Source organism: Cryobacterium sp. 10S3 (assembly GCF_034344045.1).
Lineage (GTDB): Bacteria > Actinomycetota > Actinomycetes > Actinomycetales > Microbacteriaceae > Cryobacterium > Cryobacterium glucosi.
The window spans coordinates 2,108,847-2,124,031 of record NZ_CP133773.1 but is presented as its reverse complement, the minus strand read 5'-3'; the positions used below and the strand labels follow the sequence as shown (position 1 = coordinate 2,124,031).

At 68.1% G+C, this 15,185-nt stretch carries 11 protein-coding genes; 5 read left to right on the top strand and 6 right to left on the bottom strand.

Going from position 1 to position 15,185, the window contains the following annotated elements; genetic code table 11:
* Position 1 precedes the first annotated feature (1 nt).
* Positions 2-4,531, top strand: coding sequence for a hypothetical protein (locus RHM57_RS09905; RefSeq protein ID WP_322187875.1), 4,530 nt, complete (start codon positions 2-4; stop codon positions 4,529-4,531).
* Positions 4,531-6,303, top strand: a complete 1,773-nt coding sequence (locus RHM57_RS09900; RefSeq protein WP_134447410.1) for a hypothetical protein — start codon at positions 4,531-4,533, stop codon at positions 6,301-6,303. The genes RHM57_RS09905 and RHM57_RS09900 overlap by 1 nt, the downstream gene beginning before the upstream one ends.
* 14 nt (positions 6,304-6,317) lie before the next feature.
* Here the strand turns inward: RHM57_RS09900 and RHM57_RS09895 are convergent, their stop codons facing one another.
* On the bottom strand, positions 6,318-6,776 hold the full coding sequence (locus RHM57_RS09895; protein WP_134447412.1) for a MarR family winged helix-turn-helix transcriptional regulator: 459 nt from the start codon (positions 6,774-6,776) through the stop codon (positions 6,318-6,320).
* 160 nt (positions 6,777-6,936) lie between these two features.
* On the opposite strand from RHM57_RS09895, the gene RHM57_RS09890 reads away from it, so the two are divergent.
* The 3 genes from RHM57_RS09890 to RHM57_RS09880 all read left to right on the top strand — a co-directional run bounded on the left by RHM57_RS09890 (position 6,937) and on the right by RHM57_RS09880 (position 8,704).
* On the top strand, positions 6,937-7,752 hold the full coding sequence (locus RHM57_RS09890; protein ID WP_134447413.1) for a bacteriorhodopsin: 816 nt from the start codon (positions 6,937-6,939) through the stop codon (positions 7,750-7,752).
* A gap of 200 nt (positions 7,753-7,952) precedes the next feature.
* Positions 7,953-8,219: a hypothetical protein gene (locus tag RHM57_RS09885; protein ID WP_134447415.1), complete on the top strand. Its 267-nt coding sequence runs from the start codon at positions 7,953-7,955 to the stop codon at positions 8,217-8,219.
* Between the two features lie 158 nt (positions 8,220-8,377).
* Positions 8,378-8,704 (top strand): DUF805 domain-containing protein, encoded by a 327-nt coding sequence (locus RHM57_RS09880; protein WP_134559367.1) that lies wholly within the window; start codon positions 8,378-8,380, stop codon positions 8,702-8,704.
* A 23-nt stretch (positions 8,705-8,727) separates the two neighbouring features.
* Here the strand turns inward: RHM57_RS09880 and RHM57_RS09875 are convergent, their stop codons facing one another.
* From RHM57_RS09875 to RHM57_RS09855, 5 genes are all read right to left on the bottom strand, one after another.
* Positions 8,728-9,177: a universal stress protein gene (locus RHM57_RS09875; protein ID WP_134447419.1), complete on the bottom strand. Its 450-nt coding sequence runs from the start codon at positions 9,175-9,177 to the stop codon at positions 8,728-8,730.
* A gap of 171 nt (positions 9,178-9,348) precedes the next feature.
* On the bottom strand, positions 9,349-10,380 hold the full coding sequence (locus RHM57_RS09870) for a right-handed parallel beta-helix repeat-containing protein (RefSeq protein WP_166790660.1): 1,032 nt from the start codon (positions 10,378-10,380) through the stop codon (positions 9,349-9,351).
* Positions 10,381-10,721: 341 nt separating this feature from the next.
* Entirely contained in the window at positions 10,722-11,822 is a 1,101-nt protein-coding gene (locus tag RHM57_RS09865) for a hypothetical protein (RefSeq protein ID WP_322189821.1), read from the bottom strand.
* Complete coding sequence (locus RHM57_RS09860) at positions 11,822-13,828, bottom strand: right-handed parallel beta-helix repeat-containing protein (RefSeq protein WP_322140868.1); 2,007 nt, start codon at positions 13,826-13,828, stop codon at positions 11,822-11,824. Before RHM57_RS09860 ends, RHM57_RS09865 begins: the two co-directional genes overlap by 1 nt.
* Positions 13,825-15,117 carry a glycosyltransferase gene (locus tag RHM57_RS09855; RefSeq protein WP_322135602.1) on the bottom strand — a complete coding sequence of 431 codons (1,293 nt, stop codon included), beginning with the start codon at positions 15,115-15,117 and terminating at the stop codon, positions 13,825-13,827. The genes RHM57_RS09860 and RHM57_RS09855 overlap by 4 nt, the downstream gene beginning before the upstream one ends.
* Positions 15,118-15,185: the final 68 nt, after the last annotated feature.

Genomic DNA, 15,185 nt, shown 5'->3' with positions numbered 1-15,185 from the left:
CATGCCCGTCGAGACCCCAGCCGTCCTGGCCAGAGTTCGCGAGCGCATCGCCACCCTTGCCGAGAAGCGCCGAACGCTCATCCGGCGGCCGGCCGACCACGTTCGGCGCGGCGAGATCCTCGCGCTCGACGACGACCTGCGCGAGATCATCGGCGGGTTGCGGGACCGCCTCGACCCGTGTGATGCGTCTCCCGAGGTTCCGCTGGTGCTGCTACCCGTCCGCATCGAGAGCAAGCTGACTCCGGGCACTTCGACGCTTCGGGTGCGCATCTCGCCCGACGAGGCGCACATCGACAGCCTGCTGCGCTCGGTGACGGATGCCGAGGTCGCCGCCGGAGCGGCGTACTGGTCGGCCGTCTGGACCGACGTCGCCGATGCGGTCGCCTGGCCCGCACTCAGCGCGGCCGTGGGAGAACGCCGTGCCGGGTGGGTGGCCGAAGTCACGACGCCCACCAACCTCGCCACCCGAGGACAGGGCGCCCCGATCTTCCCTGCATCACCGGAGGAGGTGGCCCACGGCACCGTGGCCCGCTGCCTTCCCGACCAGTTCGTGGTGCGGGTGTTTCCGAACGGAGCAGCACCGATCACGGTGACCGGTTCGCCGGTGGCGACCGACGTGCCGCTCTCGCCGATCGCGTTCGGCGACGACGAGCTGAGCCAGGTAGCCGGCCTCACCGTGCCGGCCGGCTCGGAGTGGACAGTTGACTTCGAGGCGGCCAAGAAGGCGGGCCTGGGGGTGGAGGTGCAGCTGCCCGGCGGCACCACGCTCATCGACCGCATCGTGGTGGTCGGAACGCGCAACTCGGTCTCTGAGGAGGCCAACGCCGCCGACTTCGTCGACCTCCTCACCAGTCACCGGTTCAGCGACGGCGTCTCCCTGTTGGCCGCCGGAACCGCCACCAACAATGCGGATGCCGAACGCTCGCCCTATCGTCCGGCCGCGAGCGCCGGCGCCCCGCCAGTGGAATCGCGCACGCCGTCGCGGGACGCCATCCTGCTCGCGGCAGCTCTCGGTCTCGACGCCGCATCCGTCGAGCATCTCATCCCCGCCGGACCGGTCTCGACCCTGGACGAGGCCCAGGCCGCCGCCAATACCGCACTCTGGTTCGCGACCTGGGAGCCTGTGCTCGAGCGCCTTGACGACCTCGCCATCCCCGCGGTCACCCCGGGAAGCATCGAGTCGGCCAGGCGCCTGCACCGCGACTACGTGCGCGGAGCGGGGGCGGCCCCCGCGCTGCGCATCGGCGCCCAGCCATACGGCGTGCTGCCGGTCACGGATCTCGACGCCTGGCAGCCGCGCTCCGGCGAGACCACGGCGCAGCTCGTACCTCTTATCCGGCGCACGCTCGCCCGTTGGGTGAGCCGATCACCCGTCGTTCCCCATGTGCGTCCCGGAGGCCAACTCGATGACCAGGACCTGCTCGACATGCTCGGCACCAGCCCTGTGGCCACCGGCGTGCGCGCCCGACCGGCGGTCGACGGCCCTCAGCTCGCGTCCTTCGCCGCCGCGACCGGAGCGGATCCCGCCCAACTGCAGGCCGAGGCTCACCTGCGCACGGCCGTGCTGGCGCAGTTCTCCGTCGATGCCGCCAAGATCCTGCAGACTCCGGCGCCGCACGACGACTCCCGCACCATCGGTCTGCCCCTCGTTTCGGAGCGCGATGCCGACGTCGTAGCCGAGATCCTGGCCGGGACAACACCGAAGGTCGACAGCGTGCTGCAGGCCCTGCTCGACATCGCATGGGACGGCGCCAAGCGACTGAGGTTCCGCGCCGCGCCCCAGGAGTTCGTCGGCCCGCTGATCGACTTCGTGGAGCTCGACCCCGAGATCAGGAGGATCATCACGGTGGCGGCATCCGCCGACGCCGCCGTCGACGATACGGCCCCTGAGCGTTTCTTCGCCGCCGCCGAGCGGGTCGCTGCCGTGCAGCACTTCGACGGCCAGCCGACCGAGCGTGTGAGCATCGCCGCCATCGAACCAGTGGCCGAGGCCCGCACCTCCCTGGCGCAGGTGGCGCTCGACCTCGGCGACACGGCGCAGGCGAGGTGGCTCGGCAGCAGCGCCATTACCGAACTGCTCTACGCCTTCGGCGTGGGCGGCGAGGTTCGCGCCGCCATGATCGCGCTCGCGGCGGCGCCGCTCGACGAGCGTCGCATCGCCGTCGCCTCTGCGCTCGATCTGGCGTCCCATCGAGTCGACGCGTGGGCGACGGGCATCGCGACGGCACGCCGGGCCACCCTGGCGGCCACCGCCCCCGTCGGAATGACCATCGGCGCGTTCGGCTACGTCGAGCAGATCCGTCTTGGAACGAACCGAAGCGATCCGGATGGCTGGATCCACGCGCCCAGCAGCTCGCACGCCGTCGCCGCCGGCGTCCTCGCGAGCGCTCACCGCTCCAACATCGGCGCACTGCCGGGGAAACAACCGTTCGCCATCGACCTGTCGAGTCGGCGCGGCGTCGAGCTCCGGCGCGTGCTCGAAGGGGTCGCGGCCGGGCAGTCGATCGGCGCCCTGCTCGGGTACCAGATCGAACGCGGCCTCGCCGGGACCTCGGCGGCCCGGTTCCAGTTGAGCCTGCGGCAGATCGCGCCTGCGGCCACCGATCAGCTCGGCAACGACGAGGCCCAGGAGGTCGCGGCAGCGCGCGTCGCCGCCGCCGATGTCGTCGACGGCGCAGAACTCCTGCGGCTGTTCCCGCTCGATACGCTCACCGTGGTCAACCCGCCGTTGCGCGCCCGCCTCAGCCGGAAGCCAGACAACGCCTTCGTCGAGAATTGGGACCCCGTGTCGAACGCTGAGTGGGACCTTCTGGTCGCAGCCATGCGCGGAGCTGCGGCCACACTCGACGCCGTCTCGGATGCCCTTCTGAGTGAGAGCGTCCTGCAGTACTCTTCGGGCAACCCGTCGCGCGCCTCTGCCGCGATGGATGCCATGGCCAGCGGCGCCGCCGTCGATCCAGACCTCGGTATCCTGGGCGTGCGCCAGACCGGTCGCATCCTCACCCACGGCGTGTTCGCGGCCATCCCGGCCGGCGCGACCGGCTGGTCGAGCACCCGCCCGCGCGCGCTCGCCGAACCGAGGCTGGAAGCGTGGGCGGCGCGTCGCCTCGGTGATCCTGCCGGCATCACGGTGACCGAAGCCCCCAACAGTCACACCCTCGCCGAGGCAGGCTGGGCCGCCCTGGACCTGGTCTTCGCGGACGACGCGGCATCACTCGACCGGGAGCTGCGTGCGGCCATACCCGCTCTGGGCGACTCGCCGCTGGCCGACGGGCTGCTGCGCGCCGCCACTCTCGCCGGCAGCCTTCGCTCGCTCGCTGCCGGTGGAACGCCGCTCGGCCCCGACTCCCTCGTGCGCACCGGCGTTGCCCCGGAACGCCGGATCGACACCGACGAGCTGCTCGCGCGTGTGGGCGTTGTGCTCGACGCCCTCGCTGCTGTGCTCGCCTCCGGCCAGGCGGTCATCGCCGCCATCGACTCCGACGACCTCGCGGTCGAAGAGGATGCCGTGGCCGACGTGATCGACGCCGTGCGCGGGCTCGCGGCCTTCGGCGTCCCCCTGATTCCGGATACTGCGATTCCCGCGAACGTCGCCTGGGCCGTCGGCGCGTGGCAGGCGGCGTTCGCACGCCTGGGTCAGGCACGGGCGACGCTCGTGGCCCTGCGCGACCCGGCGCGCGACGTCCCAGCGACCACCGGCGAGATCGTCGACGCCTGCCGCGCCGTGGCCGAGGGGATCCTCGGCGACGGTTTCCTGCTCCTGCCCCTGCTGACGGAGCCCGCCGGTACCGACTCATTCCACACCGCCATCGTCACGCCGGCCATGAAGAAACAGCCGGCCCATGCACACATCAACGCCTTCCTGCGTGATCACGCGACGGTCCAGGCCGGCGTCGGCCGCCTCGCCGAGGCGCAACTGCTCGGAGGGGCCCTCGGCATCCCGATCCCGCTCCGCATCGTGCAGCTCACCGAGCACGACGACGCCACCGGAGATCCGGCTGCGGGCACGGAGCGCTGGCTGGCCGGGTCTCTCCCCGACGACGTCCCCTGGCCGGCGGCATCCGCGAGCCACCTCGTCGTCGAACTCGTCGGCGGCCATGACGACTTCGCCGGCCCATTTGCCGGACTCGCGATCGACGGCTGGGCCGAGACACTGCCGTTTCAACCAGACCCCAAAGCATTCGATCCAGCTGCGCCGGACAACCCGCTGCGCGCGGCCAGGGCCACCACCGGGCTCGCCGTACACGCCAACCAGGCATCGGCCAGGGCGCCGCAGGTGCTGCTCTCCGCGGTGTCGCCAGACGGCACCAGGTGGACGACCGATTCCGTCGTGGCGACGGTTCTGGAAGCCGTGGAACTGGCCAAGGCCCGGCTGGTGACCTATGAGCACACGCCGGGGGACGCGGCCATCCTGCCCGCCATCTACGTGGCGAGCCCCTGGCTGCAGATCCGCACAGGGCTCCAGTTCACGGAGCTGGCCAAGGTGAAATGGTCCGGGGTCGGCATCCCGTTCCTGTCGGAGGTGAAGTGATGGCCGTCAAGATTCCCATCGACATGATGGTCAGCGCGGTGACCGACCAGAACCTGGCGGGGATCCTGAAGCTGCTGCAGGTTGCCGACCCGCCGGCCATGGTGCGGCTCGAGCCGGACTCGGTCACCGGCGACCCTGCCCCGGGTGCCGAGGCGCGCATCGGCGATGCCGCGTGGATGCTCGGTCGGCAGTGGCAGTTCGGCGAACTCAGCGGCGAGGATGCCGGATCCGTCGTGTCGGTGCACGTGGCGTCGAGCGCGCTGCCGATCACGGCCTGGGCCCCCCTGCCGGGCGCCGCGATCGATCTGGCAGACGCCGACTGGCGGCCGTGGCGCGAGGGGGCGCTTCTCGAGGAGCTCATCCAGGACGTGCCGGAGCTCGCGTTCGGCGACGGCCTGCGACAGCGCGCCGAGGCAGGAGCCCAGCTCGTGGACCTCCTTGCGGACGTCGGCGAAGAAGCGCTCGCACGCACGCTCACGGGTCGCCATCCACTCGCCCTCGACGACGACCCGAACGATCCACTCGGACTCGACGACCCGCAGGCCGCCCGCCTCTTCGTCGTACTCGGCGGCGCCGTTCCCGACGGGGGAACACTCGCCACCGAGCTGCGCGCCGGGGATCCCGGCTGGATCGACGAGGCGACGGATGCCGCGGCCGCACGTTCGGCGATCGCCGAGTGGCTGGCCTGGCTCGGCGGCGAGCCGGATTCCGGGGGCGCCTGGTCGACCGAACGCCTGGAGTACCGATTCGCGCTGCGCTTCGGTGACGAGGCTGACGCCGTGTTCGCCCGGGGCACCCAATTCGGCTCGGCATCCGTACGCTGGAGCGACCTCGAATGGGTCGAGGGCGCCAGCGCCGGGCTGCCGGACGAGGCACCGGCCGGCACCCCCGTCGGCAGCGAGGCGACTATGCTCGCCACTCCGCTGCGGTTCCCCGGCATGCCGGCCGACCGCTACTGGCAGCTCGAGGACGGCGCGGTCGACGTGGGCGCCATCGAGGCGCAGACGAATGACCTCGCACGGCTCTGCCTTGCCGAATTCGCATTGTCCTCGGGTGATGACTGGCTGGCCGTGCCTGTCGACGGCCTGCTCGGCGCGGTCAACAGGGTCGGAACCGTCACCCTGACCGACGACTTCGGCGACGTGGTGACGGTTCCGGAGCTCGCCGATCCCGCGTTCACCATGTTCGGCGTTGCCTCGGCGGCCGGACGGATGCTCCCCGGCATCGTGCTGCCTCCCGTGGCCGTCGGCACACTCGTGGGCGAGGCCCTCGAAGACGTGCTGTTCTTGCGCGACGAGATGGCCAACATGGCCTGGGCCATCGAGAACTCGGTACAGGGGCGAAGCGGGGATCCGCGGCGGCGCGCGAGCGAGCGTCCGCCCGTCCCCGATCCGTGGCCGGAGGGCCTCACCCAGGGGGAGCGGGCGTACAGGTTGCAATCCGTCGTGCCCGCGCACTGGATCCCGCTGGCACCCGTGGCGTTGACGCCCGGTCAGGTATCGCTGCGCAAAGCCGCATTGCTGCGCGACGGAGTTCCCGTCCTGCCGAGGGGAATCACCCTACGTCCAACGCCCCTGACGTTCCCGGGGGAAGAACTGCCGAGGGAGGGCGTGCACCTGCGTGCCGTGCCGGTGCTGGCGCGGCGGGCCGATGGGCGCTACGCGCGGTGGGCGGCTTATCGGGTGCGCACAGGTCGGGGAGAGGCCTCCAGTCGTCTCGCCTGGGACTCGGCTCTGTCGTTCACCGACATGACGCATCCGCCGACAGTGTAGGTTCCGGCCAGGCCTCAGAGCTGTGCCGATCTGATCCGCACCTCAGCGGCTACCGATGCGAGCGCAGCGGTGAACGCTTCGAGCTGCGCGGCGTCCAGTGTCGTGGTGGAGGCCGACAGCATGTCGGTGAAGTCGCGGTGGATCTCGCCCATGACGTCGTGTCCGTGGGGAGTCAGCTCCAGGTAGAGACTGCGGCGATCGCCGGGGTGGTCGATTCGATGAAGCAGGTCGATGTCGACCAGGCGGCGGGAGATCGCTGTCACGGCTCCCGTCGTCATTCCGAGGTGGGTTGCGAGGTCTTTCGGAGTGATGGACCCCATCCGTGCGATCCGGAAGAGCGCACGGAGTTCGGTTCCGGAGACGCCGGCGCGCTCGGCGATGCGGTGGCGGTTGCCGTCGAGGGCGCTCACGAATTCGGTAGCTGCGGCCGGAAAGCCACTGAGCGTGTGCGGGGGCCGTTCCGAGTGGTCCATGTTTCCTCCGGCCTGCGCTGGAGCGAGCCTTGTGTCGTCACGACTGGTGTACCTGATCCTAGCGAAATCGGGCCAAAAAGATGTTGACGATTTAGCTTACTTACTATGTAATTGAAACACTAAGTTATCTAGGGAACGCTGAACTTCTACGGAGTACGCCATGATTCCAGATATCCTCTCGCACGGACAGTACGAGACCGTCTACAACTTCCTGTCGCTCGTCATCGCGGCGCAGCTCTTCACCGCTGTCTTCCTCGTGATCGCCCTGCCTCGTATCCTGCCGCGGTACCGCCAGGCCATCACGGTGGCCATCGTGGTCTGCGGCATCGCCGCCTACCACTACTTCCGCATCTTCGACTCGTTCAAGGCGGCGTTCGTGACCGATGCCGTCGGCGGTACGGGCGACTACTCTCAGGCCGTCGGCGCCGGCTTCAACGAGGGCTACCGCTACGTCGACTGGCTCCTCACCGTTCCGTTGCTCCTCGTCGAGCTCGTCGCCGTACTCGCCCTCGTGCGGTCCGTCCAGTCGGCGCTCCTGCGGAGGCTCGTTCCCGCCGCGGCGCTCATGATCATCCTCGGTTATCCGGGGGAGATCAGCGGCGACAATGGCCTTCGCGGACTGTTCGGTCTGCTGTCAACCATCCCGTTCGCCTACATCCTCTTCGTGCTCTTCGTCCAACTGAGCAAGTCCCTCGACCAGCAGCCGACCGGTGTCCGCAAGATCCTGAGCCAGCTGCGGTTCCTGCTCCTGCTCAGTTGGGGCGTCTACCCGATCGCGTACCTGCTGCCGCTGCTCAACATCTCCGGATCGGATGCCTGGGTCTACAAGCAGGTCGGCTATTCCGTCGCCGATATTCTCGCCAAGGCGGTCTATGCGTTGATCATCTACCAGGTGGCTCGCATCAAGTCCTTCGACGACGACCCCACATTCGCCGGAATCGAGCTTTCGCGGGATGAGGTCGCGACCCGCTCCTGACTCCGTCCTCGGCGATTCACCTGCGGGCATCGCTCGGTTGATGAGGGTGCCCGCACGGTCGCCACGGTGTTATTTGCCTTCGGCGAGGAGCGACACGGGGTTCCACTCGGCCAGCTCGGCGAGACGCTGGTTGAGCAGGTGGGGCACGGCCTGCGTGGCCATCTCGCCGAAGAACACCCGGCGCGGGGCGGTCTAAGCCCGTGGACGAACCGGTGACGAACCATGCGATGGAGCGCATCGTGCGGGGGAGCGCCCAGCTGAACGCTCGCTACCTCGAAAAGATGCAGCGGGTGCAGGAGCTGCTCGTCGGGCGAGTGGTCACCCGGCTCGCCGGGAGCGTGACTGCGAGCGACCCTCGACCTGCGGCCATCGTTCAGGCGGCACGCGTGGCGTGGCTTGAGTCGGATCAGCAGCGGCCATTCGGTGAGTTCCTCGACAACGCCATGGCGGCCTTCAGGATTACCTAGCGCGTGTGATCACGTCCACGTTCGCCTGCACGGCGTTGCGGGCGCCGGCGCCGTGAGCATCGTCAAGATGCGCCACCTCAAGACCCGCTAGCCGGGATCTGGGAGGATGAAAGGACGTCCGGTAGCACCGGCATCCATCTTCTGAGTCAGGAACCCCAATGACCTTCGGCCAAGCGATCTCGTCCGTGTTCAGCCAATACGGCCAGTTCACCGGAGTCGCCCGCCGCTCAGAGTACTGGTGGTGGGTGCTCTTCGTGACGATCGTCGACTTCGCGCTCAGCACCCTGGATTCGACGATCAATCCCACGTCGGCGTTCGGGTTGTTCTCCACGCTCTGGATCGTGGTCATCGTGCTGCCGTTCCTCGCAGTCGCGGTCCGGCGCCTGCGGGATGCGGGCTTCTCCTGGAAATGGCTCTGGTTCCTGTTGCTCCCGATCGTCGGTGTGATCATCCTGATCGTGCTGCTCTGCCGGCCGAGTAGATAGTCACAGGGCCCCGGGCGCTGGTGTCACCCCTGGGACAGCGGGGCGCGCTTCGACCGGACGACGAGCACGGGGCACGCGGCGTGATGCACGAGCTGGTTGGAGACCGACCCCATCAGCAGGCCCGTGAAGCCGCCGCGGCCCCGCGAGCCGACGACGAGGAGACTGGCGGATTCGGCGGCCTCCAGGAGCACGGTGACCGCACTACCGCGCACGATGCGGCCTGTCGCGGTGAGGCCGGCATCGGTCGCGGCTGTGAGAGCCTCGGCCTGGATGCGCTCACAGACCTCTTTGAAGGAGTCTTCTGGAACGATATCTCCCGGGGTCCCCGCCATGATCGGATACGACCACGTCGTGACGATGGTGAGCTCTGCGCTCCGCAGCTTCGCCTCGACGATCGCCCACTCGAGCGCCTTCACTGACGGCTCTGATCCATCCACGCCCACAACAATTTGAAACGCACCGGTGTCACTCATGGGATTCGTCCGCTCTCTCGGCAGGACGGCTCGCCCTGTGTGGCCATCATGCGGCCATTGCGTCGCGCGGTCAATGCGAGGTGCCACTGGGCGGTCGGTCAGTTGCGGAGAAAACACCTCGGTGGGGGTGGGAATGTGTTTTCTCCGCAACTCCGTGCGGAGGCGTGAGACTTACTTGCAACCCTTGTTGGTGAGGCCGCTTCCGGCACCGGAGGTCTTGCAATGCACCACGTTGCCCGCGGTCTTCGAGGCGTTGTTGACCTCGTAGCCGGGGACGCCGCCGGTGACCGTGTTGCCGGCGAAATCGTTCCCGCCGCCCCAGCCGGAGAGCACGGAGTGCACCTGGAACGCGTCCTCGAGGGTCGAGGATCCGGAGTTGCCCGAGACCGAATAGCCGTTACCCTTCACGTCGACCCAGGAATCGGCCGAGTTGTCGCCGGAGTAGCCGGAATGGCGGAAGGTGTTGCCGGTGATGCGTCCGCCGGTCGTGCCTTCCTTGATGTCGATCGCCTCCGCGGGGTTGTCCTCGATCCGGTTGTCCTGGATCAGCACGTTGTCGGACTTGTCCGGGCTGGACGAGGAGCCCATGACAGAACTCCAGTTGCTGTTCGCGCTGCCGACGTAGACGCCTTCGCCATAGCTCGCCGAGGTGAGTCCGGTGTCGTGCACGTAGGAGTTGCGCAGCACGACGTTCGTGCTGCTGTGGCGGACGTGCACACCCTCCTGGCCGATGTGTCCGACGTCGACGCTGGAAATGACCGTGTAGTCGGAATCGTCCAGAACGATGCCCTTGGCGGCCTTGTCGACCCGGAACCCCGTGAGGTTCCAGTGTCCTCCCGTGACGTGCAGAGCGTAACCGGAACCGGTCGACCCGGTGGTGAGCACGGCGGCTCGTGAACCGGTGAGGGTGATCGGCGCCGCACCTGTTCCGACGGAGGAGGCCTCGAATTTGCCGGTGTAGGTGCCGTCCGTGAGGTGGATGGTGTCGCCGGGCTTCGCGTTGCCGAGTGCGGTCTTCAACTGAGCGGATGTCGACACGTTCGTGACCGTGGCGGCGTGGGCCGGTCCGGGGGTGAGCACGACCCCCGCCACCGCGACGGCGCCGGTCAGGAGGGCGGCTGCGGCGATGCGGCGCGGCGAAAGTCGCCGGGTGTCGGGGGAGAGTGGGAATGAGCGGGACGGGTGGGTGAATGAGTGGAGCACGAAATCAGCAGCTTCCTGTGGTGTGGAACAGGAAGAATGCCTAACCGGTCGAACCTCGGGTGGACCACGAGATCGACAACTCCCCGTCGGAGTGGACAGGGCACTACGGAACGTCGTCGACGGTACGAAAGCGTCGACAGAATAAGGCAAGTGACATCGGCAGCACCCTGTAATAAGACAGGAGCCGAACCGGTCGCGTGCACGATGGCAGAGGCGGGGCGGGGATCAACAGCAGCCTGCAGATTACGGCAAGAATGCTGCCGGAAACTTGGAACGTTTAGTTCACACGACGATACACGGTCCTGAGGAAAACTCAAATGAACATTTGGTTTTCCCGGGGGTCAACCGTCGGCGCACCGGACGTTCGAGGAACCCTCGCCGGCGTCGGCGGACGTGTTGCTGCACTCGACTACGTTGTTGTTGGCCGGCTTGAGCGCGTAGCCGTAGCCGGGGCCGTTCACCGTGGCCTCGTTGTTACGGAAGGTGTTGCCCACACCCCAGCCGTCGAGGATCTCATGCGTCTGGAACCCATCCATCGGCGAGTTGACGCCGGTGTTGCCATCGATGATCCAGCCGTTGCCCTTGACATCGACCCAGGAATCGGCGCTGGTGATTCCCGAACCGTCGAAGCTGTTCTGCTGGAGGATTCCGTTGCTTGTGCCCTCCTTGATGTCGACGCTTTCCGCGGTCGTCGCCGAGATTTTGTTGCCGATGATCGTGTTCCGGTCGCTCCGGTCCGGCTCGCACCCGCTCACGTCGCACCAGTTGCTCTCGGCCGTTCCGACATAGATGCCCTCACCGAACTTCGGCCGGCGGAGGCCGGTGTCGCTGATCTGGTTGTCGGCGACGTGGTTGTCTGTGCTGTTGTTGCGGAGGTGCACCGCCTCGTCGCCGATCTGGGATACCTGGAGGCCCTGGATGAGCGAGTTCCGGGTCTGGTCCGCCATCACGCCTTTCTGGCCGTTGCGTACGGCGAACCCGACCAGGTGCACGTAGGCGACCCGATCGAGGTGAAGCACGTATCCGCCCTGCACGCCGCCACCGTCGAGGATGCTCCCTGCCGTGCCGCAGAGCGCAACCGGCGCATCGGCGGTGCCTCCACTGCGGAGCGTGAAGGTGCCCTGGTAGACGCCGGGGGCCAGACCGATCACGGTCCCGGGATTCACAGCGTCGAGGGCCGCCTGAAGCTCGCGCGCGGTCGTCACCGTGACCGTGAACGGCGGGCAGCCGGCCACGGTCTCTGGTACCGGAGGAGCCTGTGCCGTCGACGGGGGTGAGGTGGGTTGGGTGATGTTCTGGGTCTGGCCGGTGATGGCGACGATGGCCATGACGGCGACGCCGATGATCGCAAGGCCGAGGATGCCGACGGTGAGCACCCACTGGAGGCGCGACGGCGTGCGGCGGCGCGCCGGGGCATCCGCCCGGTCGTCGCTATCGGGCATCAGGGGGCGCCGCCGACGGACTCGCGCGAAACGATGCCGCGTGAGAGCGACGTGAGCGGTACACGCTCGGCGTACGGATGCCGGATCGCACCGAACTGGGGACCGCTGCGGGTGAGTGCCGTCACGAGAAGCAACAGCGCGAGCAACAGCCAGACCACGGTGAGTGGCTGGAACACGAACCGCGCAACGGTGATTGCCGTCGTCGCGCGCTGCCAGCCGGCGAGGTTGTTGCCTGCGACGACGGCCCCCGACGAGGTCTCGTCCCACACCGGAACGGCGCCGGAGCCCGAGAGCGCGTTGCTCACGACCCTCACCGACCTGGCGTCCCCGACGAGGCTCACGGCGTGGTTGGAGACGGCTCGGATGGTGTTGTCGGTGACACTGGCACCGGCGTTTCGAACGTACACGCCGGTCTGGCTGCCGCTGATCGCGTTGTTGCGCACACTCGTGTCGGTGACCCGGTCCCGGATCGCGATCGACTGGCGGGCCTGGTCCTTCAGGGTATTTCCGGCCACGACGACACCCGATGCCCCGTCGTCGAGCACGATGCCCATATCGTTGCGTGCGATGAGACTCGAGTACACCCCGAGCGCCTGACCTCCGCTGAGTTCGATCCCGTACCTCCGGTTGTCTTCGACCGTGCTGCGGGTCACTGTACTCGAACCGAAGGATTCCACACCGGTTCCGATGGCACTCGGACCGTCGGCCAGCGAGCGGCCGTCGATCGACACTCCGTTACGCCCGTTGTCCGTTGCGGTGATCTGGTCGAACATGATCCCCGAGCTCGATCTGGCCACCGTGAATCCGTCGACGCCGCTGTTGACGGAGCTCGTCCGGGTTACCGTCGTGTCGGTAACGAACCGATGGAAGACGAGGCCGTCGACGAGGCTGTTCATGATCCGGGTGTCGGTGATGGTGACGCCGGCGGCGTGCGTGATGAAAAGACCGAAGGCGTTGCCGTCGATCGTGACGTCCTGGAACCCGGCGGACAGGGTCGCTGCGGAGGGCCCGCTCGAGGCGACGGATCCGGCGGGAGCACGCAGGAGTTCGGGAGGGAGCACGGGGGCGCCGGCGAGAGGGGCGCCTGCGAGCGGGCCTGCGCCGGCCGGGGCGGAGGTATCGGCCGTGCCGGAAGCATCCGCCGTGACCGAGCCGTCGGCTCCTGACGTGTCCGTACCGGAGGCATCCGTCCCTGAGAGCGCGAGCCCGCCCGTCTCCCCGCTCCAGAACCCGAGGTTCGCGATGCGCGCGTGCCCGACCGAGACCGTGCCGTCGATCATCCGGAGATAGGCGCGACCGTCGGACGTGTCGGTGTCGACCGCCCCGGTCCGGGTGTTCCAGCTCTCGATCGCCACGGGGGCCGTCGCCGTGCCGTTGATGAGGACGGAGCCGCCGAGTCCGATCACGGACACGAACGTGCTCGGGTCGCTGCGGAGCCGCAGGGTGAGCCCATCCGTCGCGGTCAGAGACAGGGTCGCGCCGGTCAGGACGACGATGTTCTCGGAGAGCAGATAACCGCCGTCCGGTTGCCGCACAAAGGTCGTCGGGGCGAGGGTGAGCAGGTCGGACACGAGGTAGGGCTGTGCACGGGCCGGCAGGACGAGAGTCACGGAACTGCCCGTGGTGAGTCGGTAGGGGCCCTGGATCCCGGCGACCCGCCACTGGGCGGATGCCGAGACGCTGCGGACATAACTGAGCCGGGCCTTCTCCGCGTTCACGAGGCTCGTCTCGCGGGTCGGGTCTCCGGGATAGAGCACGCCCTGGACATTTCCGTTGCGCGCGATCTCGGCCCGCCCGAAGGCGCTCGTGGGGGAGCGGAACACTCCCGTTGCGACGAGGATGAGCGCTGCCGCGAGTACCCCGGCGAGGATGCCGGCAAGCATGCCCAGCAGCACGAAACGTGCGCCGGGAGGACGCCCCGACTGGCGGTGCCTGCTCGCGATCACCGTCACCCTCGGTGTCCGGGTGCGGGGAACCCGGACCGGCGCAACCCTGGTCCGGGTCACGGGGCCACCGCCGCCTGGGTAAGGGTGCGCGCGTCCTGGCCGTCACCGCCGATGGTGTCGTTGTGGCGGGTGAGCCAGCCCTGCTTGTTCATGGTGACGAGGGCATACGTCTTGATCGGGAGGGCGACGAGGATGACGGCGAGGGCGAGCAGCGGCAGGAGCAACAGGTCCTTCGGGTGGCGGCGCAGGTGTGAGATCCCACGGATGCCGCGGCCGAGAAGCAGCCAGCCGATGGCTGCCGCGAACCCGGCGACGCTCAACTCGAGGCGACTGAAGACCAGGTAGAACAGGGTGATACCCATCGTGAGCGGGGTGAGGAGGATCTGCAGGACGGTCACCTTGGTGATGAACGGTACCCGCCAGAGCCAGCCCCTGGCCATGGCCGTGAGGTAGCACCGGTAGGAGTTGCGACTCCAGCGCACGCGTTGCTTCACGAACGCACGGAAGCCGGTCGGGAACATCGAGAGAGCGCGCGCGGATGCCTGGTGCACGGTCTTGTAGCCCGAGGCGAGCACGAGCCACGTCAGCCGGCCATCATCGCCGGAGATGCAGCGTCGGCCCAGGAAGAATTCGTTCTCGAGATGGTCGAGCACGGGCAGGACCGCGGCACGGCGGTACACCGCGGTCCGTCCGGACACGCAGGGCACAGCCCCTGCCCGTCCCATGGCGGGGACGTAGTCGAGGTAGCGCAGGTCGACCAGCCAGTCTGCGATCCGTCGCCAGACGCTCGTGCCGCTCTGGTAGACGTTCTGCCGGGTGCCGACCGCCCCGACCAAGGGGTCTTCAAAGGGCATTTGCACGTTCCGGAGCAGGTCAGGCTCCCACCAGGTGTCCGAGTCGGTCAGGACGAGCAGGGTGTGCCTCGCCTCCCTGATCCCGGCCCCGAGTGCTGACCTCTTGCCGACGTGGTGGAAGAGGATCGGCCGGACACGTGGATCGCCGATCCGGACGATGCGTTCGTAGGTGTCGACGTCCGCGACGTCGAGCACGATCAGGATCTCGTCGGGATTCTGGGCCCGCCACGTATCGAGACAGCTCAACAGGATGTCCGGATCCTCGTGGAATGAGGGCACGATCACGGAGGTCGACGTCCGGAAGTCGGTGACGATCGGCGGGGCCCGATGCGACAGAATGAAGCGGTAGAGCCAGAGTCCCCAGACGATGGTTCCCGCAATCGCCAGGGGAAAATAGGAAACCACGACTGCCGCGTCGTGCACAACCGCATTCCCGATGGCGCCCCAGTCGAACGCGTAGCCGGGGTCAGCGGACACTGTCGTTTCTGGTGGCATAGGGATCGGGTTCCTTGTGCTCGATTGTGCTGGTCAGCGTTACCACGGGCTGACTCGTCGAAGGTGTG